Raw genomic sequence first — 25,085 nt, forward strand, 5'->3', positions numbered from 1 at the left:
ATGTTCAATGACTTGAGTCGCCTCGGTAAATACCTCGGTCAGGCCGCCCGCCTGATGGTCGGCATGCCCGACTACGACAACTACGTCGAGCACATGCAAAGCAAACACCCGGACAAACCGTTGATGGACTACGAGGCGTTCTTCCGCGAACGCCAGGAAGCCCGATACGGTGGCAAGGCGGGACCCAAGTGCTGTTGATCAACTGATTTCAGGTTGATGAGGTAACCCTGTGGGAGCGAGCCTGCTCGCGATGGCGTCGGGTCAGTTACGATGATGTTGACTGACCCACCGCCATCGCGAGCAAGCTCGCTCCCACAATTGTTTTGGGGTGGCCTCGGGATTTGCATACACCACCGATCCCCTTGTGGGAGCGAGCCTGCTCGCGATGGCATCAGGTCAGCAGCATTGATGTTTGCTGATCCACCGCTTTCGCGAGCAAGCCCGCTCCCACAGTTATTTTGGGGCAGCCTCGGGATTTGCATACACCACCGATCCCCTTGTGGGAGCGAGCCTGCTCGCGATGGCATCAGGTCAGCAGCATTGATGTTTGCTGATCCACCGCTTTCGCGAGCAGGCTCGCTCCCACAGTTGTTTTGGGGCGGCCTCGGGATTTGCATCACCACAGAACCCTTGTGGGAGCGAGCCTGCTCGCGATGGCATCAGGTCAGCAGCATTGATGTTTGCTGATCTACCGCTTTCGCGGGCAGGCTTGCTCCCACCGTTGTTTTGGGGTGGCCTCGGGATGTGCATCAGCACCGAACCAGGTGCAGTGCATCACTCTGCCAACAGCACCGCTGCATCGAACCCGACCCGCAAATTGCCCCAATGGCGGCCGCCGAAGAAGAACGGTACGTCGATCTCGGTCATGATTTCCCCGGTATCGCGCAGGTAGGTCTGGAGCAGGAAGCGTTGGGTGTTGCCCGCCGCGCGCAGGCCGATCGGGTCGTTGAAGATGCGCTTGTTGCGGCACACGGGCAGGTCGACGGTGCGGTCACCGGTCGGTTGTTTCGAAACCCAGCTGTTGTTCACTGGGCAATAACCCTTGGTGTCGACGATGAATGAGACTTTGCCGCCCGGGGTGCTGCGGGTGAGTTTGTCGCATTCTTCCTGGCAGACTTGGGCAAAACGCTCGGTGTAGCTGGTCATGTATTGCTTGGGATCGGTGCCGGGGATCAGTTGGTAGTTCTGATCGAACAGGTTGAGGCCATCCTGCTGCAGCGCCTCCAATTGGACCTGGAGGCCGTCGCGGCACTGGCTGGCCCGGGTGATGGCGGCATCCAGCTTGCCATGGCCGAGCACGAACCGGCCCAACAATGCCTGGACCTTTTCAGCGACACCGGACAAGTCACGGGTAGCCGTTGCCGAATGCTGCATGCGCTGGTCAATCGACTGGCTGTCGGCATGGATCTGCGTAACCCGTTCGTTGATACCCGTGTTGGATTCGGCGAAAAGCTGGATATGGGACGCGATATCGGCCAACTTGCCATTGGTGGATTCGAAGTCGCCGATCATGCTTTCGAAATGGCCCGAGGCACGCTCCACGACTTTCTGGGTTTCCCGGGCGCTGTGGCTGATCTGGTTGGTCTGTTCATGTGTGGAACTGACTTCTTCGAGCATGGCGTCGATGTTTCGTGAGATGTCGTCGGTAGCCCGGCTGACATTCTGCGCCAAGGTGCGCACCTCATCGGCCACCACGGCAAACCCCCGACCGCTTTCACCGGCCCGGGCGGCTTCGATGGCCGCGTTGAGGGCCAGCAAGTTGGTTTGGGCAGAGATCTGCTGGATCAGCCCAACGATGGACTTGATGCTCGAAGAACGTTGGTTCAGGGCGCCTACCAGCGTGGCGAATTCATTGAGGCTGCTGGAGATTTCACTGATGTTGCCCGTCACTTCCAGCAGTTCTGCATAGGAGTCGCGAGCCATGCTCAGGTTCTGGGCAGTGGTGCTGGAAATGCCCTGAGTCTGGCGCGAGACTTCTTCGATGCGACCTACGGCGGTGTTGCTCTGGTCCATCACTTCCTTGGCGAAGCGGGCCTGGTGAGTAGCGCTGTCGCTGGAGTCGCTGATGTTTTTCAACGAACGCGCCGATTCGACCGCAATGTGCACGGTCAGCGCCTGGACATTACTGATGATCTCCCGCTGCTTGGCCAGGAAGCGGTTGCAAGTGTCGGCCAGCACGCGGATTTCGTCGTGGGTCACCAGAGGCAGGTCTTTGGACAGGTCGCCTTCGCCGCTGGCGATCTCCTCGAGCGCCTTGGTCATGGCCGTGACGGGGCGCACGATGAGGTGGCGAAAGTACCAGACCATGAAGCTGATCATGCACAGCGTCAGCAGCGCGCCGAAGAGCAGGGCATGGGTGAGGCTGTCGAGCCGGCCTTCGACTTGCCCCAGCAGCGCGGGGTCCAGTTGCGCAGTGTGCAACTGCAGCACAATGTCGGCGCGGGCACTGACTGCCACCCAGTAAAGCAAGCCACTGACCACGACCAGCAGGAAAAGGCTCGACAGCTTTTTGGTGAGCGTATCGAAAAACTGCATCTCGATAGACTCGTACAAGGCCTTTAGCGTCTGCATCCGTTGCTCCCGGGTAAAAAATCACTTTGATTGCATACATTCGACCGCGCACGGCAAAGCTTTAGGGAAATGGGCGATTTGATATCACTGCGGCGGTTTCCGCGATCTTTAACCCGTCCCAGTAAGTGAGGGAACGCGGATGTCAATATCCAGAGTGGCGAAGGTAGACGAAAGTCGTACTAGCGCTCTGCCCAGCGACTGCTACGGTTTGAGTGGAAAACAATAAAAACAACGGGAGTTGATTTCCATGTCCACTCAAAAGCAACAGGCTGCGCGCGCCTACTGGACGGAGAACCTACGCTGGATGCTGGTATTGCTGGCAATCTGGTTCTTGGTGTCGTTCGGCTTTGGCATTTTGCTGGTTGACCAGCTCAACACCATCAGCTTCTTCGGTACGCCCCTGGGATTCTGGTTTGCCCAGCAGGGGTCCATCTATGTCTTTGTGCTCGAGATCTTCTTCTATGTCTGGAAGATGAATCAGCTCGATCGCAAATATGACGTCCACGAAGACTGAGGCCGACGAGCATGGATACCCAAACCCTGATCTACCTGTTCGTCGGTGCGTCCTTTGCGCTCTATATCGCCATTGCCATCTGGACGCGCGCCGGCTCCACCAGCGAGTACTACGTCGCCAGCAAAGGGGTGCACCCGGTACTCAACGGCATGGCTACAGGGGCCGACTGGATGTCGGCCGCTTCGTTCATCTCCATGGCCGGGATCATCGCCTTCGCCGGCTATGACGGCTCGGTCTACCTGATGGGCTGGACCGGCGGCTATGTGCTGCTGGCGATGTGTCTGGCGCCGTATCTGCGCAAGTTCGGCAAGTTCACCGTCCCGGAGTTCGTCGGCGCGCGTTACTACTCGCAGACGGCGCGGGTGGTGGCTGTGATCTGCGTGATCTTCATTTCCTTCACGTATGTGGCAGGGCAGATGCGCGGTGTGGGCATCGTGTTCTCCCGTTACCTGGAAGTGGATATCAATACCGGCGTGATGATCGGTATGGCCATTGTGTTCTTCTATTCCGTACTGGGCGGCATGAAGGGCATCACCTACACGCAGGTGGCGCAGTACTGCGTGATGATTTTTGCCTACATGGTGCCGGCGATCTACATCTCGATCATGATCACCGGTAATCCGGTCCCGCAACTGGGCTTCATCAGCGAGGTCACCGGCTCCGGCCAGAGTGTAATCGAGCGGCTCAACGGGCTGGGTGCGGAGCTGGGTTTCACGGCCTATACCGACGGCACCAAATCGACCACCGACGTGTTTTTCATCACCATGGCGCTGATGGTCGGTACTGCGGGCCTGCCTCATGTGATCGTGCGTTTCTTCACCACCCCGACAGTGCGTGATGCGCGCAAGTCAGCAGGTTACGCACTGCTGTTCATCGCCATCCTCTACACCACCGCACCGGCCGTGGCGGCTTTCGCGCGCACCAATCTGCTGACCTCGATCCCCAACGTCAGCTACGCCACAGCGCCAGCCTGGTTCAAGACCTGGGAAAATTCGGGGCTGATCGCCTGGGCGGACAAAAACAATGACGGCATCATCCAGTATGGCCCGGGGGCAGCCCTGGTCGGCGCGCCGAGTTTCACGGGTGAGCGCGGGGCGAACGAGCAGCGGCTGCTGAGCAACCAGGTTTCACCAGTGGCCAACGAACTGTATGTCGACAACGACATCATGGTTCTGGCCAACCCGGAGATTGCCGGGTTGCCAGGCTGGGTCATCGCCCTGATTGCCGCCGGTGGCCTGGCGGCGGCGCTGTCGACGGCAGCGGGGTTGCTGCTGGTGATTTCCACATCGGTCTCCCATGACCTGCTCAAAAGCAACATCATGCCCAGGATCACTGAAAAGCAAGAGTTGCTGGCCGCCCGGATCGCCGCTGGCGTGGCGGTGCTGATCGCCGGGTTGTTCGGCATCTACCCGCCGGCATTCGTGGCCCAGGTGGTGGCGTTCGCCTTTGGACTGGCGGCGTCCTCGTTCTTCCCGGTGATTGTCATGGGGATCTTCTCCAAACGCATGAACCGCGAAGGCGCGATCGCCGGGATGATTGTGGGGCTGACGTTTACATTCACCTACATCGTCTACTTCAAATTCATCAATCCGGCGATGAACACTGCCGATCACTGGTGGCTGGGCGTATCGCCCGAAGGCATCGGCACCCTGGGGATGCTCTTCAACTTCGTAGCCGCGGTGGTGGTGTCACGCTTTACCGCGCCGCCACCGGAGCACATTCAGCACCTGGTGGAAGATATCCGGGTTCCAAGGGGGGCGGGTGCGGCCATCGATCATTGATGTGCGGTAAGCCCTGATAACAGGGGTGGGAAACGAACAAAGGCGCCGGAGTGATCCGGCGTCTTTTTTTTTGCGCGGGTCAAGCGGGAAAGCGTTAGAAATATTTACTGGGAATCATTCTCAAAGTATATTCTCTCTCATTAACATCCCTCTGTGAGTGCTGCGTCTTGAATCGTTCCACCCCTCTCGCTACCCGCAACGCCTTTTTTAAACGCGTGTTGCCAACGCTGTCCTGCTGTTTCATTGCAAGCCCTTTGTGGGCGCAGGACATTCTCGAACTGCCAACCACGGACATCCAGGGCAGTCGCATCACTCAGGACGAAGGGTACACGGCGTCGCAAGCCAGCACCGCGAGCAAAAGCGATGTACCGATCAAGGAAGAGGCGCAGTCGATCAACGTGGTGACCCGGCAGACCCTGGCGGACTATCAGGTGCGCTCGCTGGGCGATGCGATGAAATTTGTCAGCGGCGTCAGCCAGGGCAATACCCTGGGCGGTTCGCGGGATTCGCTGGTCAAGCGCGGTTTCGGCACCAACGATGACGGCTCGATCCTGCGCGATGGTGTGCGTTCGAACCTGGGACGTAACTTCAGCGCCACCACCGAGCGGGTCGAAGTGCTCAAGGGCCCGGCCTCGATGTTATACGGCGCGCTGGAGCCCGGCGGCCTGGTCAACATCATCAGCAAGAAACCCGAATACACCCAGAGCACCACACTGAGCGGCTCGGCCTACAGCGAAGGTGGCGGCACCATGGCCCTGGATACCACCGGGCCGTTGGGCGATACCGGCCTGGCGTATCGGTTGATCGCCGAGCGTGGGCATGAGGATTATTGGCGCAACTATGGCGTCAACGAGAGCACGCTGGTGGCGCCGTCCCTGGCCTGGACGGGTGAGCGGGCCTCGTTGAACCTCAGTTATGAGTACAACGAATATTCCAATCCCTTCGACCGCGGCACCGTATTCACCGACGGGCATCCGGCCGACATTGACTACAACAAGCGCCTTGATGAGCCTTGGGCCAAAAGCGTGGGGATTCGCGAAACGGCGACAGCGCGGTTTGAGTATGAGCTGAGTGAAGCGTGGAAGACCCGCGTGACCTATGGCTGGAACAATGATCGGTATAGTCTTTCGATTGCGCAGCCGCGGCTGTCGAACGGAGTTTTCCAGCGTGCCGCCAACGGCGCGCACTATGACGATGAAACCCGCTACGCCAGTTGGGATTTCATGGGCAAGCAGGAACTGTTCGGCCAGCGTCATGACCTGTTGATCGGTGTCGACAATCAGGTGTCCGATCAATTCCGTGGCAAAACCTATCGCGGAGCTTATCAATCAGGCTTTGACCCTGCGGCACCGGTGTACGGTGGTCTGGGGGAGCCAAGCACGGTAAATGCGCCGCAAAGCAACTTGAGCAACAAGCTGACTTCCAGTTCGGTGTATCTCAAGGACAACTGGCATCTGGATGACCGCTGGATCCTGGTCTTTGGGGGCCGTTACCAGCATTACGATCAATACGCCGACCAAGGCATGCTCACGCGCGTCCACGTTCGTGACGATAACGGCGATGCCTTTGTCCCATTCCTGGGCCTCGTCTATAAAGCCACCGAGGAACTGTCGCTTTATGGCAACTACAGCCGGTCGTTCAAGCCTAACGATACCGTCGATAAAAACCTTGCCACCTTCAAACCGGAAGAGGGCCGCAGCTATGAAATCGGCGCCAAGTACGATCCATTGCCAGGCTTGAACATCAACCTCGCCCTGTTCGACATCGTTAAAAAGAACGTGGTGACCACTGTTGACGACGTCTCCGAAGCCGCCGGCAAAGTTGGCTCCCAAGGCCTGGAGTTGGACATCACCGGTCGCCTGGCCGACCGTTGGGACTTGATAGGCACTTACGCCTACACCCATACCGAGATATTGGATGACCCGAAAAACGAAGGTCATCGCCTGCCCGACGCACCCAAGCACACCGCCAGCCTGTACCTGACCCACCATCTGAACGTGCCCGCTGAATTCGGCGCGTGGCACGCCGGCGCCGGTGCGCGTTATGTTGGAGAGCGCGCCGCGAATGCCGCCAACGGTTTCTGGCTCAGCAGCTACACCGTGGCCGACGCCTTCCTGCGCTGGGAGTCACCGGTATTGGGGCACAAGACCTCGTTGCAGGTGAACGTGGACAACCTGTTCGATAAACACTACTACCCGTCTTCCACCGGCAGCGAAGTGCAGGTCAATGTCGGCGAACCGCGTGCCGCCCGCCTGAGTGCCAGCGTGACGTTCTGAGTGCGCTGTACTGAAAACAAAAAATGCCCGGAACCGAGTTCCGGGCATTTTTTTATTCGGGGCCAGCGGCTAAGCCAGTGTGCGGCCAACGGGTACCTGCGTGATGTCACGTTTAGCGCCCGCCCTCAACGCGTGGCGCAGCTTCAGCGCCGGTCGCTCAACGCAGTAATACGACAAGCCACTCAATGCCAGCGACAACACCAGCACCAGTGTAATCATCAGGGCGCTGTACTCAACCGGCCAGAACGCCCGCAACACGTACATCACCACAAAATGGTTGAGGAACACGCCATAGCTGATATTCCCCAGAAACTCATCCATCCAGTGATGCTTGAGCCTGCTGAGCACATGCACCGCCGGCACACCCAAGACTATGCCCAAGGTTACTTCTGCGCTGAAGGGGCGGCGGGGAATGAACCCGACAACAATGGCCAGGAACATTATCGCTGCCACGACTGTGGTGATGGAGGCGACCCATAGTCCTTTGGTTTGGGCGTGGTACAGGTAGCTGCCGCACAGGAAGATGAACAACACGCCCGGCAGTAGGCGGTAGCCGTAGATGTCGGTGTTGACGTAGCCCAGCGAGGCGACCAGGAAAACCGTTACGGACACCGCGAACGCAATGCCTCGGGCCTTATAAAGGATCAGAAACGGGATCAGCAGGTAAAAGCACATCTCCAGCCCCAGAGACCAGCCAGGTGGCAGGATCTCCGGCACAGTGATGCCGAACATATAGAAACCCAGCGGCACGATGGGCAGGCTGGTGGCGATGTTTTCGATTGTCAGCGCCGCCGCCTGTGGCGTGCCCGGCAGCAGGAAATGAATCACCGCGCAGGAGAGGACGAAATACAGAAGGAACTGCGGGTAAAGTCTCAACAATCGGTCAAGGTAGAACAGGCCGATTTTCCCTGGGACGTTGTAGCTCCTGTCGATCAAGGGCGTCATCACAAAACCGCTGATAATCAGAAACGACACTACGGCAACAACGCCGGGGTTGAAGCCTACGAACATCACGCCCATGTGGGAAATCGCCACGAGCATGGCCAGCAGCAACCGATAACTCCCCACGCCCATCATCCTTAATCAGAGTTGATCCGTTGAACGGTTAAGTTATTGGGGTTTATCGGCGCTGAACAGAGGTTTGCGGGGCGGCGACGGGGAAGTGGGGGAATTTGGCAGATATGACATCGTTGTCTCAGTCAGGCCGCCATCGCGAGCAGGCTCGCTCCCACATTGGCCGCGGGTGTTCACTCATTATGTGAACGGCATAGCCCCCCTGTGGGAGCGAGCCTGCTCGCGATGGCGGTGGAACTGACCCCGGGGGTTCCAGGGTTGGATATCAATTGAAGGCCGGCACCACCTGCTGGATAAACAGCTCCAGGGACTTCTTCTTCTCGGCATGGGACAGGCTGTTGTCGCACCAGAAGCTGAACTCATCCACGCCCAGTTCCTGGTAATACTTGATCCGTTCGATGATCTGCTGCGGGGTGCCGATCATGGTGTTCTTGCGAATGTTCTCCAGCTGGAACTCCGGACGCTCGGCGAATTTTTCTTCCGGGCTTGGTGCCAGAAAGCCGTTGACCGGAACTTGCTTGTTGCCGAACCAGGCATCGAAGGTGCGGTAGAACTTGGAGATTGCCTGGGCGCCGATTTTCCAGCCTTCGGGATCGTCGGCGGCATGCACGTGGGTGTGACGCAGCACCATCAGTTGTGGACGCGGCACGTCAGGGTTGTTGTCCAGGGCAGCCTGGAACTTGTTCTTCAGGTCCAGGACTTCTTCATCACCCTTCATCAGCGGCGTAACCATGACGTTGCAGCCATTGGCGACGGCAAAGTTGTGGGAATCCGGGTCGCGGGCGGCGATCCACATCGGTGGGTGGGGTTTGCGAATCGGCTTGGGCACGCTGGTGGAGGTGGGGAATTTCCAGATTTCGCCGTCATGGGCGTAGTCGCCTTGCCACAGGGCACGCACCACCGGGACCATTTCCCGCAGAGCCTGACCGCCGGAGGAGGCGGGCATGCCGCCCGCCATGCGGTCGAATTCCACTTGATAGGCGCCCCGGGCCAGACCGACTTCCATGCGGCCATTGCTGATCACATCCAGCAGCGCACATTCGCCGGCCACCCGCAGCGGGTGCCAGAACGGCGCGATGATGGTGCCTGCGCCCAGGTGAATCGTGGTGGTCTTGCCGGCCAGGTACGCCAGCAATGGCATCGGGCTTGGCGAGATGGTGTACTCCATGGCGTGGTGCTCGCCGATCCACACGGTGCTGAAACCGCCGGCCTCGGCCATCAGGGTCAGCTCGCTCAGGTTTTCGAACAACTGGCGATGGCTGACGCTTTCGTCCCAGCGCTCCATGTGTACGAACAGGGAAAATTTCATGGCGCTTTCTCTTATGGTTGGCGATCGGTTCAGGCGAGGACGGGCAGGGCGCCCATCTTGCCGTGGCAGTAAACCAGCGGCCCTGGTGTGTGTTGCGGCACGATCAGGTTCTTCACGGCCCCGACCATAATGGCGTGGTCGCCGCCTTCGTATTCGCGCCACAGTTCACATTCGATGATGGCGGTGGCGTTGCTCAGCAGCGGGTTACCCAACTCGCTCAGGGTCCATTCGATGCCCTGGGCCTTGTCCTTGCCTTTGCGGGCGAATGCGTAGGCTTCGTTCTGTTGCCCACCGGAGAGCAGGTGAATGGCGAAGCGCTTGTTCTTGATCAGCACCGGATAGGAATCGGAGCTGTAGTTGGGGCAAAACAGCACCAGGGCCGGCTCCATCGACAATGAGCTGAAGGCACTGGCGGTGAGGCCCACGATGTGCCCGTCGTCATCGAGTGTGGTGATCACTGTCACACCGGACGGAAACGAGCCCATGACTTGTTTGTAAACGCTGGCATCGATCATTTAGCAGTCCTCGTACGCAATTCGGTTATGACGCGGTTCCTCAATGAGCCCCGGCGGCCTTGTTGAGGTCGCTTTCGGCCCATTGGGTGTAGACGCACGCATCGGTCGTGGCCCAGCGCACGCGCACCGGGTCGCCGGTCTTGAGGGGCATGCCGGCGGCGGAAAGCGCTTTGACCGTCATGGCAGTGCCGCCCGAAGTCACCACGCTGCAGGTCTGGCTCTCACCGAGAAACAGCACCTCGACGACCTTGGCCGAGACCTCATTCCAGCCGGCCGCCAAGGGCTCCTGGGCGGCTTGTTCGACGCTCAGGGCCAAGGCTTTTTCCGGGCGCACCATCAGCAATACAGCCTGATCGCTTTGCAGACCGGCGGTCAGGCGAATAGACAAGGACTGGTCTTCAAACGTCGCCACCGCGTTGCCCTGGGCCTTGAGCTTGAGAAAGTTGGAATTGCCTAGAAACGAGGCGACAAAGGCATTCGGCGGGTTCTGATAGAGGTCGTAGCCGCTGCCCAGGCCGACGATCTTGCCGTGGCTGAAGATGGCAATGCGTTGGGACAGGCGCATGGCTTCTTCCTGGTCGTGCGTGACGTAGACGATGGTGATGCCCAGGCGACGATGCAACTGACGCAGTTCATCCTGCAGGTCTTCGCGAAGCTTTTTGTCCAAGGCGCCGAGAGGCTCGTCCATCAACAAAATGCGTGGTTCGTAGACCAGCGCCCGGGCAATCGCCACGCGCTGCTGCTGGCCGCCGGACAGTTGCGAAGGGCGGCGGTGGGCAAATTGCTCAAGCTGCACCAGCTTGAGCATGGCGTCGACGCGACGATCACGTTCAGCAGCGGCCAGTTTGCGGATCGCCAGCGGGAAGGCAATGTTGTCACGCACCGACAAATGCGGGAACAGCGAATACCGTTGGAACACCATGCCGATGTCGCGTTTGTGGGGTGGAACGTTTACCAGGGATTTGCCGTCCACCAGGATCTCGCCACTGCTGGGGGTCTCGAACCCGGCCAGCATCGACAGCGTGGTACTTTTGCCCGAGCCGCTGGAGCCCAGAAAAGTCAGGAATTCACCCTCCTGGATGTCCAGGGATATGTCGTCCACGGCAGCAAAGTCGCCGTAGTGCTTGTTCAGGTTGCGCAGGCTGACCAGAGTCTTGTTGTTCTGTTGTGCGGGGTCTTTGACGGCACTCATCGTGTTCTCCTAGGCGCTCAGGCGCTGATTTCATTGCGCCGGCGCAGGGCGGCGGCGATCACCATCACCAAAACCGAGAGGCCGATCAGCAGCGTCGAAGCGACGGCGATCACAGGCGTCAGGTCCTGGCGCAGGGTGGTCCACATCTTTACTGGCAGGGTTTGCAAGGTCGGGCTGGCCATCATGACGCTCAGCACCACCTCGTCCCACGACACCAGGAACGCGAACAGGGCACCGGCGACCATGCCTGGGCGGATCGCCGGGAAGGTCACCTTGAACACCGCTTGCAGGCGTGAGGCGCCGCAGATCACCGCAGCGTCCTCAATGGACTGGTCGAACAGCTTCAACGAATTGATGATCGAAATGATGGTGAACGGCAGCGCGACGATGACGTGGCTGACCACGAACGCGAACATCGTGCCGGTGTAGCCGAGTTTGAGAAACAGCGCGTACACCGCCACTGCGATGATCACCAGTGGCACGATCATCGGCAGGGTGAACAGGCCGTAGAGCATTTCCCGGCCGGGGAAGCGTCCACGTACAAGGGCAAATGCGGTCGGCAGGCCCAGGGCGACAGCGCAGACGGTGGTCAGTACCGCGACCTTGAGGCTGGTCAATGCCGCGCTCATCCAGTCGGGATTGGAGAAAAACTGGCCGTACCATTTCAATGTCCAGCCCGGTGGCGGGAAGACCAGCCACTGGGACGAACCGAACGACAGCAGCACGATGAACACGATCGGCAACAGCAGGAACAGCGCAATCAGGCCAGTGGTGAAGTACAGACCGAACCGCATGCGCCGGCTCATGGCATTGGGGGTCAGGAGCATGACGGCTTACCTCGCGTTGCTGGCACCCACCGGGGATTCCGGCTGGAGCTTCAGGTAGAAGTAGAACAACACCAGGGTGATCACCACCAACAAGGCAGCGCCGGCACTGGCCAGGCCCCAGTTGAGGAACGACTGCACCTGCTGGATGATGAATTCGGGCAGCATCATGTTCTGCGCACCGCCCAGCAACGCCGGGGTCACGTAGTAACCGAGCGACATCACGAACACCATCAACCCGCCGGAGAACAGACCCGGCCGGCACAGCGGCAGGAACACCCGGAAGAAGTTGGTCCACGGGCTAGCGCCGCAGATGGAGCCGGCTTGCAGGATCATCGGGTCGATGGCCTGCATGGTCGCCTGCAACGGCAGGACAATGAATGGGATCATGATGTAGCTCATGCCGATGACCACGCCGGTGAGGTTGTGCACCATCTCCAGCGGTTGGTCGATGATGCCCAGCGCCATCAGCGTCTTGTTGATCACCCCGGAGGCTTGCAGCAGCACCAGCCAGGAATAAGTACGGGCCAGCAGGCTGGTCCACATCGACAGCAAGACAATGTTCAGCATCCAGCGGCCCCAGCCTCGAGGCACCAGGGTGATGGCCCAGGCCAGGGGGAAGCCCAGCAACAGGCTGAACAGCGTCACCAGCCCGGCTACCGAAAAGGTGTTGAACAACACCCTTGCATAGGCCGAATTGGCGAACAATTGCTCGTAGTTGCCCAGCCCGGGTACCGGTTCCAGCACGCCACGCAGCAGCAACCCAATCAACGGCGCCAGGAAGAACAGGCCCAGGAACAGCAGGGCGGGGAGCAGATTGCCGGCCCCGCGCCAGCGCTGTGCCAGCGACGGCGTTTGCGCGACCATCGCTGCCTTGGCAGTTGCCGCACCGGCAGCGCCAGGAGCGCTCCCGGTGCGAGGGGTTGCCGTTGCCGAAATTTTCATTTCACCAGCCATTCGTTCCACCGTGTCGCGATGTCCTGACCGTTCTTGGCCCAGTACGCGTAATCAAGTGTGATCTGATCCTTGGCGTGGGCGGTCGGCAAGTTGGGAGCGAGCACCGAATCCAGGCGTGCGATGCTGTCGACGTTGACCGGCGCATAAGCAGTCAGGTTGGAAAAATCCGCCTGGCCCTTGGCGCTGCTGGCGTTGGCCAGGAACTTCATGGCTGCGGCCTTGTTTTTCGAGCCTTTTGGAATGACCAGGATGTCGGCCATGACCAGGTTTTGTTTCCAGCTTACGCCGACGGGGGCGTCGTCCTGCTGCAGCGCATAGATACGGCCGTTCCAGAACTGCCCGATGCTGGCTTCGCCGGAGGCAAGCAGTTGCTGGGACTGGGCACCGCCGCCCCACCAGACGATGTCTTTTTTGATGGTGTCGAGTTTTTTGAAGGCGCGGTCCAAGTCCAGCGGGTAAAGCTTGTCCGCTGCAACGCCGTCGGCCAGCAGAGCCAGTTCAAGCACGCCAGGGCTTGGCCACTTGTACAGGGCGCGTTTGCCAGGGTAGGTCTTGGTGTCGAACAGCGCGGACCAGTCCTCAGGTTTACCGGAACCGAGCTTGTCTTCGTTGTAGCCGAGGACGAACGAGAAGTAGAACGAGCCGACGCCGTGATCGGACACGAAGCGTGGATCGATCTTGTCGCGTTCGATGACCGAGAAGTCCAGGGGTTCGAGCAAACCCTCAGCGGCGGCGCGCAAGGCGAAGTCAGCTTCGACATCTACCACGTCCCACTGCACGTTACCGCTTTCGACCATGGCCTTGAGTTTGCCGTAGTCGGTCGGACCATCCTGGACCACGGTGATGCCGCTGGCCTTGCTGAACGGGGCGGCCCACGCCTGCTTCTGGGCGTCCTGGGTGCTGCCGCCCCAACTGACGAAGTTGATGCTTTCGGCCGCCATCGATGCCTGGCTGGTAACGCTCAGCAGACCTGCAAAAAAAATTGCGGCTGCACTTTTCTTCAACACCATTTTCACGCCCTCATTGTTGTGTTTATTGAGCGGGCTTGTGTTTACCCGCTTATCGGGAGCTTCAGGTCCATCTGGCCTTGCAGGCGACCGGGCCAAGGGCTGGTTTCGCGTGCTTGCCCGGTTGGGTGCACTTAGCTGGAGTGGCCGGTCTATGGAATATCATATTATGGTATTCCAAACTTTCTGCAAGCATTTTGCCGTACCGGCTATCTGTCTTGCCGGGATTTTTTGCACTCTCTGTGGGAGCGAGCCTGCTCGCGATAGCGGTGTGTCAGTCAACATTTGAGACCGATAGGTCTACCGCTATCGCGAGCAGGCTCGCTCCCACAGAGGACGGTGGTGCCTCATGCTTATCCGGTAAAGGGAATACTCTCCACCACCTCCAGGTCATACCCCGTCAACCCCGCGTATTTGAGCGGCGGCCCCAGGTGCCGCAACTTGCCGACGCCCAGGTCCTGGAGAATCTGCGCACCGGTGCCTACTTCAGAATAGATGCGTGATTGCGACCGGCTGAACTGGCGTGGCGGCTGGGTCAGCTGCGGTACGCGCTCGAGCAACGCCTGGGACGATTCGTGATTGGCCAGTACGACCACCACGCCGCAGCCTTCTTCGGCGACCCGTTGCAGGGCCGCCCACAGCGTCCAATTGGAAGGCCCGTTGTATTCGGCACCCACCAGGTCCCGCAGCGGGTCGATCACGTGCACTCGCACCAAGGTCGGTTCTTCCCGGCGAATATCGCCCATCACCATCGCCATGTGCACGCCGCCTTCGATGCGGTCTTCGAAGGTGAATAAGCGAAAGGTACCGTGCACCGTGGGCAATTCGCGTTCACCGATGCGCACCACGGTGTGCTCGGTGCTCAAGCGGTAGTGGATCAGGTCGGCGATGGTGCCGATCTTGATCCCGTGCCTGTGGGCAAAAATCTCAAGGTCAGGACGGCGGGCCATGGTGCCGTCGTCGTTCATCACTTCGACGATCACCGACGCCGGTGTGAAGCCTGCCAGGCGCGCCAGGTCGCAACCGGCTTCGGTGTGACCGGCGCGGGTCAGCACGCCACCTTCCTTGGCGCGCAACGGAAAGATATGGCCCGGCTGCACCAGGTCTGTGGGACCGGCGCCGACAGCGACCGCCGCGGCAACGGTGCGCGCGCGGTCGGCAGCAGATATGCCGGTAGTCACGCCAACGGCCGCCTCGATGGATATGGTGAAGGCGGTGCTGAAGACACTGCCATTGCTGGGCACCATTTGCTCCAGGCCCAAGCGCTGACAGTGTTCGTCGGTCAAGGTCAGGCAGATCAATCCGCGCGCTTCGCGAGCCATGAAGCTGATGGCTTCGGCGCTGCAGCGGTCGGCGGCCAGCAACAGGTCGCCTTCGTTCTCCCGATCCTCGTCGTCAACCAGGAGCACCATCTTGCCTTGTCGGTAGTCTTCGATGATTTCTTCGATGCTGTTGAAGGCCATGCTGGAATTCTCGGTGTCAGGTTAAAATACCTGGTATACCATAATACAAAATAAACCGAGAGGTCACTATGAAGGCGTACTGGATTGCTCATGTAGATGTCACCGACCCCGATCAATACAGCCAATACACCCAGCGGGCGCCAGCGGCGTTTGCTCTGTATGGCGGACGGATGCTGGCCCGGGGCGGGCGCAGCGAGGCGCTGGAGGGCAGGGCCACGCCGCAACGCAGCGTGGTGATCGAGTTCGATTCTTACGAGCAGGCGCTGGCCTGTTATCACTCGCAGCAGTATCAGGCGGCCAAGCGCTATCGCCTGGACGTAGCCAAGGCTGAGGTGATTATCGTCGAGGGTATTGCGCCCTGAGGCCTGTCAGCGGATGAAATGAATCTTGCCGCTGTCGTCGTTGCCAATGTAGATGCCGTAGACCCCGGCCTGGCGTTCCTCGATGTAGCGTTCGAGGATCTGGCGGATGGCCGGGTAGTAAATACTGTCCCACGGAATATCTTCAGGGGCGAAGAACTGGCAAGCGAGGGTTTCCGGGCCGAACTGGCCAGTGATCTCCAGCGCGATGGCGCGAAAGATGATGTACACCTCGCTGATTTTCGGCACGCTGAAGATCGAGTAGGGCGAGAGAATGTCCGCGCGAACGCCGGTCTCTTCCCAGACTTCGCGCAGTGCCGCCTGCTCGGTGGTCTCACCGCCCTCCATGAAGCCCGCCGGCAGCGTCCAGGTGCCGGGGCGCGGAGGAATTGCGCGCTGGCACAGCAGGTACTTGCCGTCCTGCTCGATGATGCAGCCGGCAATGATCTTCGGATTCACATAATGGATATAGCCACAGCCACCGCACATCAGGCGTTCGTGGGTATCGCCCGCTGGCAGGCGGTGACTCAAGTCGCTGCCGCCGCACCTTGGACAAAAGCTGGGGCTGAACATGATCAGCGACCTATGCGAGGTTCTTTCAGGGCGATGGGCGCCGTGATTTCAGGGATGTCGCCGGTTTCTTCCTGCTGGCGCTTGAGGTACTCCAGGGCGACCTTGGCGGCGGCGCGCACATGGTCGACACAAGCCTGGTGGGCGGCCAGCGGATCGCCACTCTTGATTGCCTCGACCATGCGTTCCATTTCCTGGTTGCTGCTACCGCGACGGTTCTGCTGGGACACCGAGGTCGCCCGCAGATAGCTGATCCGGGCCTGCAACTGGCGCAACTGAGTGGCGGCAACATGGTTGCCGGAGCCTTCCAGCAGCACATCGTAGAAACCCTGTACTGAATCGATGACCTGTTGCAGTTCGCCGTCCTTGAGGGCCTTGCGGTTCTCCTCCAGGGCTTTTTCCAGCGCTTTGATGTCCTTGGCCTTGGCCCGCAGGGTGAACAGCTGAACGATCAAACCCTCGAGTACACAGCGCAGTTCATAGATGTCGCCGGCATCGGCCAACGTGATGATCGCGACTCGTGGGCCCTTGGCATCGGCGAATTCCACCAGCCCTTCGGATTCGAGGTGACGCAAGGCTTCGCGCACCGACGTGCGGCTCACGCCCAGGCGATCGCACAGATCGCGTTCGACCAGACGATCTCCCGGCAGAAGCTGGAAATTCATGATGGCGCTTCGCAGTTTATCCAGCACGATTTCGCGCAGGGTAACGGGGTTGCGATTGACCTTGAAGCTGTCGTCGAGTGGCAGGCGTTTCATCGGGTCCGCTCTGTAATGTGGCTGTCCATGCAGAAGGGGCAAGAGGCTTGCCCGCTCAGATCAAACAGCCGAGGGTTAACTGGAGGCCTCGGCATCGGCTTCGGCGAAGGCTTCACGGGCGAGCCGGAAACTGTCTACGGCAGCAGGGACGCCGCAATAGATGCCGACCTGAAGCAGAATTTCGCGTATTTGCTCACGACTCAGGCCGTTACGCAAGGCGCCACGCACATGCAGCTTGAGTTCGTGCGGACGATTGAGCGCCGAGATCATGGCCAGATTAATCATGCTGCGTTCCTTGAGCGATAAACCCTCACGGCCCCAGACATGGCCCCAGCAGTATTCGGTGACCATTTCCTGCAAGGGGCGAGTGAAATCGTCGGCGTTCTCGATGGAGCGGTTGACGTAGTCCTCGCCCAGCACTTGGGTGCGGATCTTCAGGCCTTGTTCATATTTGTCGTTGCTCATCGTGGTGTGCTCTCAACATCGTCGATAGAGGTTGGTTGTGCAGTTGCACGTCTGCTTGGCTCATGCCGGCTCCTGAGAAAATGGGGCGCTCCCACATTGGATCTGCGCCCGGAAGACTCAGGCCAGCACCGGCAGTGGGCCGAGCTTGCCTTTGTGGTAGATCATCGGCGTCACCGGCTGCTCGGGCAGGATCAGGTTTTTCACCGCGCCGACGATGATCGCGTGGTCACCACCATCGTATTCGCGCCACAGTTCACATTCGATGATGGCGGTGGCGTTGCTCAGCAGCGGGTTACCGCGCTCGCTCAGGTGCCAGTCGATACCCTTGGCCTTGTCCTTGCCTTTTCCGGCGAAGGCATAGGCTTCGGCGGTCTGGTCGGCGGACAGCAGGTGGATCGCGAACTGTTTGCTGTCACGCAGGATCGGGTAGGTGTCGGAGGCGTAGTTGGGGCAAAACAGCACCAGCGCCGGGTCGATCGACAGCGCGCTGAAGGCGCTGGCGGTGATGCCGACGATGTTGCCGTCTGGGTCCAGGGTGGTCACCACCGTGACGCCGGATGGGAACGAACTCATGACTTCTTTGTAAATGCCGGGCTCGATCATTTCTCAGGACTCCTAGCGCATCACGAACGGGTCAGGCATGGGCGCCTGAGAGAGATTGATCCACACCGTTTTGAGTTCGGTATAAGCGAGCACCGAATCGATGCCGCTCTCGCGTCCGTAGCCGCTGTTCTTGAAGCCGCCAATGGGCGCCATGGCCGAGACCGCGCGGTAAGTGTTGACCCAAATGATCCCCGAACGCACGTCCCGGGCCAGGCGATGGGCGCGGCCCAGGTCGCGGGTCCAGATACCGGCGGCGAGGCCGAACTGCGAGTCGTTGGCAATCGCCAATGCCTCGGCTTCATCCTTGAAACGAATGACCGACGCCACCGGGCCGAACACTTCTTCCTGCATGATCTTCATGGAGTTGCGGTCGCATTCGAACAGGGTCGGCTCGTAGAACCAGCCTTCGCCCAGGTTCGCTGGGCGCTTGCCGCCCAAGCGAAGACGAGCGCCCTCAGCGATAGCGTCGGCCACCAGACCTTCGACCACTGCCAGTTGCTGCGCGGTGGCCATCGGGCCCATCTCACTGGCATCTTCCTGAGGGTTGCCGATGCGGATGCGCTGGGCCCGCTCTACCAGGCGCGAGACGAACTCATCGTAGATTTCATCCTGCACCAGCAGTCGCGAACCAGAGACGCAACTCTGTCCCGATGCGGCGTAGATCCCGGCTATCGCGCCATTGATGGCGCTGTCCAGGTCGGCGTCGGCGAAGATGATATTGGGTGATTTTCCGCCCAGCTCCAGCGACAGCTTGGCGAAGTTTTCAGCACTGCTGCGCACCACATGCCGGGCCGTGGCGGCGCCGCCGGTGAAGGCGATCTTGCGCACCAGCGGATGACGGGTGAGGGCGGCGCCGGTGCTCGGGCCGTAGCCGGTGACGACATTGACCACCCCCGGTGGAATCCCGGCTTCCAGGGCCAGGCGAGCCAGTTCCAGAACGGTGGCCGAAGCGTGTTCGGAGGGTTTGATCACAATGGTGTTGCCGGCCGCCAGCGCCGGGGCTAGCTTGATCGCGGTCAGGTACAGCGGACTGTTCCAGGGAATGATCGCTGCAACGACGCCCATCGCTTCGTGCACGGTGTAGGCAAACAGGTCCGGTTTGTCGAGGGGCAGGGTGCCGCCCTCAAGTTTGTCGGCCAGACCCGCGGTGTAATGGAAAAACTCCGGCAGGTAACCGACCTGCCCGCGGGTTTCACGGATCAGCTTGCCGTTGTCGCGGCTTTCCAGTTGGGCCAGTTGTTCTTTGTTTTCAGCGATCAGGTCGCCCAGACGCCGCAGCAGTTTGCCGCGAGCGGTGGCGGTCAAGCCACGCCAGGCAGGACTTTCGAACGCCGTCTGTGCAGCCTGCACGGCGCGCTCGACATCGGCTTCGTCGGCATCGGGCAACTCGGCCCAGGGCTTGGCCAGGGCCGGGTTCAGGCTTTCGAAAGTCTTGCCGGACAGGGCATCGACCCATTCACCGCCGATGCACATCGAAAAGCGTGCGAGTGTCATGCAACGATCCCCTTTATTGGATTTTGTCGGGTATTTGCGCTGTCGAGAAATTCCAGCAGCAACTGGTTGACCAGGCGCGGCGATTCTACCGGCATCATATGCCGCTGCTCGTCAAGCACGGCAACCGTTGCACCGGGAATTCGCTCGGCCAGTTCACGGGCCATTTCCGGCGTCGAGCCCGGGTCCAGTTCGCCGGTGGCAATCAACGTTGGCACCGTGATGCTGCCCAGGTCGTCGGCGCGGTACATATCCTGGGTGGCAAACAGTTCATAGGTGGTCAGGTAACCCTGAGGATCATTTCCTGCCAGGGTCTGGCGCAGGGCGGCAATCTGCGCCGGGTTGGCGGCCTGATACTCGCGGCTGAACCAGCGTGACAGCGCGGCCTCGGCGTTAGCGTCCGGGCCATGTTCGGCGGCCTGGGCGGTGCGGGCGATGACCCCGGCACGCTGCTCGGCGCTGCGGTTGAATACGCTGTTAAGGACCACCAGGCCTTGCAGGCGTTGCGGATAATGCAAGGCAAACGCACGGGCCACCAGGCCGCCCATGGAGAAACCGATCACTGTCGACTGGGGCACTTGCAGGTGGTCGAGCAGCTCCACTAACTGGTCGGCGTAACCCAGCAGGCCGGTGCCGCTTTCGGGACGCGGACTGGCCCCGTGACCAAGCATGTCATAGGCAATCACGCGGTATTTTGTGGCCAGGCCAACGATCTGGCCGCCCCACATTTCTTTGTTCAGGCCCACGCCGTGGATCAAGACCACGGGCTGGCCTTGGCCGGTCGCCAGATAACTGGTGCCGGCCGGGGTGAGTTCAGCGGTGAGCCGAATCATGGAGCGCTCCTGCATGCCTTTTTTATAGTGGTTGCCCAGGCTGGATCACTGCGCCTTCTCGGCGGCCAGTTCTTCCAGATCGATGTAGCGATTGCCGATGCGCGGGTGCAGGCGACCGCCATCGGCGCAACCCAGCACCACAACAATTTCGTCGGCGCGTGGTGCATCCTCGATCTGCATTTCCAGGGTGATGTAGTGCGAGCGCAGACCTTCGTCGTCCTTGTGCATCATCGGGATCTGGATCGAGGTGCCGGGGCCGCCACGTTTATTGGTGAAGCTCAGGTAGCTCTTGGCTTTCACCGCTTCACGGTAATGGTTGCCAAAGCGCAGGGTGTGGATCACGGCGGAGGCGTGCTCGATTTCACCGTCGGCACCCACCACCGCGGCCTTGCCATAGGCTTCGATTTTTTCCGCGCCACCGATGATGCCCACCAGACGCTCGACCATCAGCGCACCGAGGTCGGAGCAGTTGGCGCGGATTTCCGGTTTCAGGTCTTCAACGAAGCCACGGCCCAGCCAAGGGTTTTTCATCACCACCGCCAACCCGACCATGGTCACCGGCTTGTCGGTGGCCTTGCCGCCTTCGATAAAGGTTTCTTCGACATAGCTGACGATCTTGCGAATTTCGAAACTCATGAGCTGCTCCGTAGGAGGGTGGAATTGGTCTGTGCGTATGATGGTATACCATAATACTACTGGCGCAAGTGTCTGCTTTGAGTTTGTTCGCAGGGAGGCGACAAATGGCCGAGCCGGATAGTGAGGGGCGTGGGGGGGGCTGTGATCGCTGAGCGCTCTGCCTGATGAGTGCTTTAATCCTGAGTGCGGGATAAGTCTCTTGCTTAAAAAGGAGAGTCGCTTTTGAGCGCTCTGAAGGGCGGTGAGTATAAATTTCCCTCTTTCGGGGCATTACCGACCTGTTACCTGACTTATTGCACCGATTCGACTCGTTCGGGCGCATGTAGGAAAAAGCTGAAATAAACGTTTCAGCGTATAAAGGAGCGTATGTCGCAAAAATGAAACTAAATATCGCGGGGGCGTACATCTACGACGGTTTCTCCAGCAATGTCCTGGTGCACCGGGCTTAGGCACAGCCTTTGCTAGAGCTCAAGAAAGTAGGCCACTACAGCGCGGGGTTATCAGAGGAGCATTCACGGCGCAGATTTAATCAGGGGGCGCACGTCATCCAGACGCAAAGGCCAGATCAGAGACCGGTGCAATCGAGGTACTCAGAAAAACAGGGCTCATTAAAACAAAGCAAGGCCGGACCATTGGAATGACGAAGTGATAAAAAATGCCGTGTAGAACGCGGCTGGGAGTTGGCTATGCCCCAAGCTTTTTTTAATGAAATGTATGATGCAAAGGGTGACTGCCGCCCGCACTATCAAGCCTTCTCACGCTGGCTGGCGGATACGCCGCTGGAGCTGCTGGAACAGCGTCGTCGCGAAGCCGATCTGCTGTTTCATCGAGCCGGTATCACCTTCACCCTTTACGGTGACGAGCAGGGTACCGAACGATTGATTCCGTTCGACATCATTCCTCGCAGCATCAAGGCCAGCGAATGGAAGATGGTCGAGCGTGGCTGCATTCAGCGGGTCCAGGCCCTGAACATGTTTCTGGCCGACATCTACCATGGGCAGCGGATCCTCAAGGAAAAAATCATTCCGGCCGAGCAGGTGCTCGCCAATGAGGGTTATCAAATCGCGATGCAAGGCCTGGACTTGCACCGAGGCATTTATGCCCACATCGCGGGTGTTGACCTGGTTCGCGACGGTGATGGCAGTTATTACGTGCTGGAGGACAACCTGCGTACGCCCAGCGGCGTGAGCTACATGCTCGAAGACCGCAAGATGATGATGCGCCTGTTCCCCGAGCTCTTCGCCGCCCAGCGCGTGGCGCCCATTGATCACTACCCGAATCTGTTGCTCGACACCCTCAAGAGTTCAAGCCCCCTGGACAACCCGACCGCCGTGGTGCTGACCCCCGGTCGTTTCAACAGTGCCTATTTCGAACATGCGTTCCTGGCTCGTGAAATGGGGGTGGAACTGGTGGAGGGCGCCGATCTGTTCGTGCGCGACGACCATGTCTACATGCGCACCACCGCAGGCCCCCAGCAGGTGGATGTGATCTATCGCCGCCTTGACGATGATTACCTCGATCCGCTGTCGTTCAACCCCGACTCCATGTTGGGCGTCCCCGGACTGATCGCCGTTTACCGGTCAGGCAACGTGGTGCTGGCGAATGCGGTGGGCACGGGCGTGGCCGATGACAAATCGATCTACCCTTACGTCGACGAGATGATCCGCTTTTACCTCACCGAAGAGCCGATTCTGAAGAACGTGCCGACCTGGCAGTGCCGCAAGCCCCAGGATCTGTCCCACGTGCTGGCCAACCTGCCTGACCTGGTGGTCAAGGAAACCCAGGGCTCCGGCGGTTACGGCATGCTGGTAGGGCCGGCAGCTACAGCGGCGCAGATCGAAGACTTCCGCGCACGCCTCAAGGCCCGCCCCGAAGCCTACATCGCCCAACCGACGTTGAGCCTTTCCACCTGCCCGACCTTCGTCGAGAGCGGTATCGCCCCGCGCCACATCGATCTGCGTCCGTTCGTGTTGTCGGGCAAGGAAACCCGTCTGGTGCCCGGCGGGCTGACCCGCGTGGCACTTCGCGACGGCTCGCTGGTGGTCAATTCGTCCCAGGGTGGCGGCACCAAAGACACTTGGGTAGTGGAGGACTAAGACATGCTTTCAAGAACCGCTTCGGACCTCTACTGGATGTCCCGCTACCTGGAGCGCGCCGAGAACCTGGCGCGCATGCTCGAAGTCAGTTACTCGCTGTCGCTCATGCCCCAGGCCGGGCGCAGCGACGGGCATGCCGAGCTGGCGATGTCGTTGCTGGCGGCCGGCACGCTGGACGATTACAACGCCCGTTATGACGCGCTGAACACCGAACGCATGTTGCATTTTTTCGCACTGGACGAAACCAACCCCGGAAGCATCTACAGCTGTCTGCGGGCGGCGCGGACCAATGCCCATGCGGTGCGTGGACGCATCACCGCCGATATGTGGGAGAACATCAACGCCACCTGGCTGGAGATGCGCAACATTGCCAGCAATGGTCTGGGCCGCTACGGCATCAGCCACTTCTGTGAATGGGTCAAGGAGCGCTCGCACCTATTCCGTGGCGCGACGTCGGGCACCATCATGCGCAACGATGCCTATAGATTCATTCGTCTGGGAACCTTTATCGAGCGGGCGGACAACACCCTGCGTCTGCTGGACGCCCGCTACGAAATGTTTGGTGAGGAGTCGGAAGAGGTCAGCGACAACTCGGCACGCGGTTATTACCAGTGGAGCGCCTTGCTGCGGGCGTTGTCTTCGTTTGAAGCGTTCAACGAGATCTACCGCAATGCGCCCAACGCCGAGCAGGTCTCGGAAATGTTGCTGCTGCGCGCCGACGTTCCGCGCTCGTTGCATGCCTGTATCGAGGAGCTGGACCAGATCCTCTCCAGCCTGCCGGGCAACAATGGCCGCCCGGCCCAACGCCTGGCCGCTGAACTGAACGCGCGGCTGCGTTACTCCGGCATCGACGAGATCCTGGCATCGGGCCTGCATCAATGGCTGACCGACCTCATTGGCCAGATTCGCCACCTGGGCCAGACCGTTCACGAGTCTTATCTGGAGGTGGTATGAAACTTTCCATACGCCACGACACGACCTATAGCTATGCCGATGAAGTGTGCACCAGCATCCAGTTCCTGCGCTTGACTCCCAAGGACACTCAGCGTCAACGCATCCTGCAATGGCATCTGGAATTGCCACGTCTGGTGCGCAGCCAGCTCGATCCCTACGGCAATATCCTGCATGTGATGACCATGGATGAGCCCCATGGCGCTCTGGTGCTGACGGCTTATGGCGAGGTGGAAATCCATCAGGCGGTGCAGATGGAGCCGGACAGCCAGTCACCGCTGCCATTTCTGCGCCCCAGCCGCCTCACCCAGGCCGATGATGCTCTCGCGGCCTTTGCTGTGGAGCAATGCGCAGCCCGACGTGATCGCTCGGCGCTGACCGATTTGATGAACGGCCTGGCTGCCCGCATGCCCTACAGCCCGGGCACGACCGAGGTCAGCAGTACCGCCGCCGAAGCCTTCGCCGGGGGCGTGGGGGTTTGTCAGGATCATACCCACGCATTTCTGGCCTGCGCGCGTAGCCTGGGGGTTCCGGCGCGCTATGTCTCCGGTTACCTGTGCACCGAAGATGAAAGTCATCTGGCGAGCCACGCCTGGGCTGAAGCCTGGCTGGAGGACGGCTGGTACAGCTTCGACGTGACCAATCGCCTGACCTGTCCGGATCGGCATTTGAAACTGGCGGTCGGCCTGGACTACCTCGACGCCTGTCCGGTACGCGGCATGCGCCGCGGTGGCGGGGCAGAGCAAATGTATGCGCGGGTGCAGGTGAACTCAATGGTTCAGGTACAACACCAATAAAGGCACAGGCCTCATCGCCAACACCCGATCCCACACTGGAATG

24 protein-coding genes are annotated in these 25,085 nt (G+C 60.0%); 8 read left to right on the plus strand and 16 right to left on the minus strand.

The genetic code is table 11. The annotated features are described in order from the left end of the window. Positions 1-198 carry a YbdD/YjiX family protein gene (locus GKKCFE_RS10295; RefSeq protein WP_047230563.1) on the plus strand — a complete coding sequence of 66 codons (198 nt, stop codon included), beginning with the start codon at positions 1-3 and terminating at the stop codon, positions 196-198. A gap of 576 nt (positions 199-774) precedes the next feature. Here the strand turns inward: GKKCFE_RS10295 and GKKCFE_RS10300 are convergent. After that, the gene (locus GKKCFE_RS10300) at positions 775-2,571 is read right to left on the minus strand and encodes a methyl-accepting chemotaxis protein (RefSeq protein ID WP_076385095.1); all 1,797 of its coding nucleotides are present in this window, start codon (positions 2,569-2,571) and stop codon (positions 775-777) included. Positions 2,572-2,818: 247 nt separating this feature from the next. Between GKKCFE_RS10300 and GKKCFE_RS10305 the strand changes: the two genes are divergently transcribed. The 3 genes from GKKCFE_RS10305 (at position 2,819) to GKKCFE_RS10315 (ending at position 7,142) form a co-directional block, all read left to right on the plus strand. Next, positions 2,819-3,085: a DUF4212 domain-containing protein gene (locus GKKCFE_RS10305; protein WP_047230535.1), complete on the plus strand. Its 267-nt coding sequence runs from the start codon at positions 2,819-2,821 to the stop codon at positions 3,083-3,085. Positions 3,086-3,096: 11 nt separating this feature from the next. Then, positions 3,097-4,866 (plus strand): sodium:solute symporter family protein, encoded by a 1,770-nt coding sequence (locus GKKCFE_RS10310; RefSeq protein ID WP_445577811.1) that lies wholly within the window; start codon positions 3,097-3,099, stop codon positions 4,864-4,866. 167 nt (positions 4,867-5,033) lie between these two features. Further along, positions 5,034-7,142 (plus strand): TonB-dependent siderophore receptor, encoded by a 2,109-nt coding sequence (locus tag GKKCFE_RS10315; RefSeq protein WP_445577812.1) that lies wholly within the window; start codon positions 5,034-5,036, stop codon positions 7,140-7,142. Positions 7,143-7,211: 69 nt separating this feature from the next. Here the strand turns inward: GKKCFE_RS10315 and GKKCFE_RS10320 are convergent, their stop codons facing one another. The 8 genes from GKKCFE_RS10320 to ribBA form a co-directional block, all read right to left on the minus strand. Then, on the minus strand, positions 7,212-8,219 hold the full coding sequence (locus GKKCFE_RS10320; RefSeq protein ID WP_445577813.1) for an acyltransferase family protein: 1,008 nt from the start codon (positions 8,217-8,219) through the stop codon (positions 7,212-7,214). A gap of 262 nt (positions 8,220-8,481) precedes the next feature. Further along, positions 8,482-9,525 carry an LLM class flavin-dependent oxidoreductase gene (locus GKKCFE_RS10325; RefSeq protein WP_316913007.1) on the minus strand — a complete coding sequence of 348 codons (1,044 nt, stop codon included), beginning with the start codon at positions 9,523-9,525 and terminating at the stop codon, positions 8,482-8,484. Positions 9,526-9,554: 29 nt separating this feature from the next. After that, on the minus strand, positions 9,555-10,040 hold the full coding sequence (locus GKKCFE_RS10330; RefSeq protein ID WP_047226625.1) for a flavin reductase family protein: 486 nt from the start codon (positions 10,038-10,040) through the stop codon (positions 9,555-9,557). 40 nt (positions 10,041-10,080) lie between these two features. Continuing rightward, entirely contained in the window at positions 10,081-11,232 is a 1,152-nt protein-coding gene (locus GKKCFE_RS10335; protein WP_445577814.1) for an ABC transporter ATP-binding protein, read from the minus strand. A 17-nt stretch (positions 11,233-11,249) separates the two neighbouring features. Continuing rightward, positions 11,250-12,059: an ABC transporter permease gene (locus GKKCFE_RS10340; protein WP_053125546.1), complete on the minus strand. Its 810-nt coding sequence runs from the start codon at positions 12,057-12,059 to the stop codon at positions 11,250-11,252. A 6-nt stretch (positions 12,060-12,065) separates the two neighbouring features. Beyond that, positions 12,066-13,001 carry an ABC transporter permease gene (locus GKKCFE_RS10345; protein ID WP_047226622.1) on the minus strand — a complete coding sequence of 312 codons (936 nt, stop codon included), beginning with the start codon at positions 12,999-13,001 and terminating at the stop codon, positions 12,066-12,068. Further along, the gene (locus tag GKKCFE_RS10350; RefSeq protein WP_047226621.1) at positions 12,998-14,023 is read right to left on the minus strand and encodes an ABC transporter substrate-binding protein; all 1,026 of its coding nucleotides are present in this window, start codon (positions 14,021-14,023) and stop codon (positions 12,998-13,000) included. The genes GKKCFE_RS10345 and GKKCFE_RS10350 overlap by 4 nt, the downstream gene beginning before the upstream one ends. A 350-nt stretch (positions 14,024-14,373) precedes the next feature. Beyond that, complete coding sequence (gene ribBA, locus GKKCFE_RS10355; protein ID WP_076385081.1) at positions 14,374-15,483, minus strand: bifunctional 3,4-dihydroxy-2-butanone-4-phosphate synthase/GTP cyclohydrolase II; 1,110 nt, start codon at positions 15,481-15,483, stop codon at positions 14,374-14,376. A gap of 68 nt (positions 15,484-15,551) precedes the next feature. On the opposite strand from ribBA, the gene GKKCFE_RS10360 reads away from it, so the two are divergent. After that, positions 15,552-15,845, plus strand: coding sequence for a DUF1330 domain-containing protein (locus GKKCFE_RS10360; RefSeq protein ID WP_139050400.1), 294 nt, complete (start codon positions 15,552-15,554; stop codon positions 15,843-15,845). Positions 15,846-15,851: 6 nt separating this feature from the next. Here GKKCFE_RS10360 and GKKCFE_RS10365 read toward each other — a convergent pair whose 3' ends face one another. The 7 genes from GKKCFE_RS10365 to GKKCFE_RS10395 all read right to left on the minus strand — a co-directional run bounded on the left by GKKCFE_RS10365 (position 15,852) and on the right by GKKCFE_RS10395 (position 21,198). Then, positions 15,852-16,415 carry an NUDIX hydrolase gene (locus tag GKKCFE_RS10365; RefSeq protein WP_047226618.1) on the minus strand — a complete coding sequence of 188 codons (564 nt, stop codon included), beginning with the start codon at positions 16,413-16,415 and terminating at the stop codon, positions 15,852-15,854. Between the two features lie 2 nt (positions 16,416-16,417). Next, a complete protein-coding gene (locus GKKCFE_RS10370) occupies positions 16,418-17,170 on the minus strand; it encodes a GntR family transcriptional regulator (protein WP_047226617.1) in 753 nt (250 codons plus the stop codon). A 75-nt stretch (positions 17,171-17,245) separates the two neighbouring features. Then, positions 17,246-17,635: a carboxymuconolactone decarboxylase family protein gene (locus tag GKKCFE_RS10375; RefSeq protein ID WP_047226643.1), complete on the minus strand. Its 390-nt coding sequence runs from the start codon at positions 17,633-17,635 to the stop codon at positions 17,246-17,248. A 117-nt stretch (positions 17,636-17,752) separates the two neighbouring features. Further along, a complete protein-coding gene (locus GKKCFE_RS10380; protein WP_139050398.1) occupies positions 17,753-18,238 on the minus strand; it encodes a flavin reductase family protein in 486 nt (161 codons plus the stop codon). A 12-nt stretch (positions 18,239-18,250) separates the two neighbouring features. After that, positions 18,251-19,732 carry an aldehyde dehydrogenase gene (locus GKKCFE_RS10385; RefSeq protein WP_139050397.1) on the minus strand — a complete coding sequence of 494 codons (1,482 nt, stop codon included), beginning with the start codon at positions 19,730-19,732 and terminating at the stop codon, positions 18,251-18,253. Further along, entirely contained in the window at positions 19,729-20,562 is an 834-nt protein-coding gene (locus GKKCFE_RS10390) for an alpha/beta fold hydrolase (RefSeq protein WP_107322612.1), read from the minus strand. Before GKKCFE_RS10390 ends, GKKCFE_RS10385 begins: the two co-directional genes overlap by 4 nt. A 45-nt stretch (positions 20,563-20,607) precedes the next feature. Next, the gene (locus tag GKKCFE_RS10395; RefSeq protein WP_047226613.1) at positions 20,608-21,198 is read right to left on the minus strand and encodes an amino acid synthesis family protein; all 591 of its coding nucleotides are present in this window, start codon (positions 21,196-21,198) and stop codon (positions 20,608-20,610) included. Between the two features lie 686 nt (positions 21,199-21,884). On the opposite strand from GKKCFE_RS10395, the gene GKKCFE_RS10400 reads away from it, so the two are divergent. The 3 genes from GKKCFE_RS10400 to GKKCFE_RS10410 are packed head-to-tail and all read left to right on the plus strand — an operon-like array spanning position 21,885 to position 25,042. Next, positions 21,885-23,294 carry a circularly permuted type 2 ATP-grasp protein gene (locus tag GKKCFE_RS10400; protein WP_076385079.1) on the plus strand — a complete coding sequence of 470 codons (1,410 nt, stop codon included), beginning with the start codon at positions 21,885-21,887 and terminating at the stop codon, positions 23,292-23,294. A gap of 3 nt (positions 23,295-23,297) precedes the next feature. Next, entirely contained in the window at positions 23,298-24,248 is a 951-nt protein-coding gene (locus GKKCFE_RS10405; protein WP_047226611.1) for an alpha-E domain-containing protein, read from the plus strand. Next, entirely contained in the window at positions 24,245-25,042 is a 798-nt protein-coding gene (locus tag GKKCFE_RS10410; RefSeq protein ID WP_310663171.1) for a transglutaminase family protein, read from the plus strand. Before GKKCFE_RS10405 ends, GKKCFE_RS10410 begins: the two co-directional genes overlap by 4 nt. The last annotated feature ends 43 nt before the right edge of the window (positions 25,043-25,085 follow it).

Source organism: Pseudomonas sp. E141 (genome assembly GCF_052659885.1).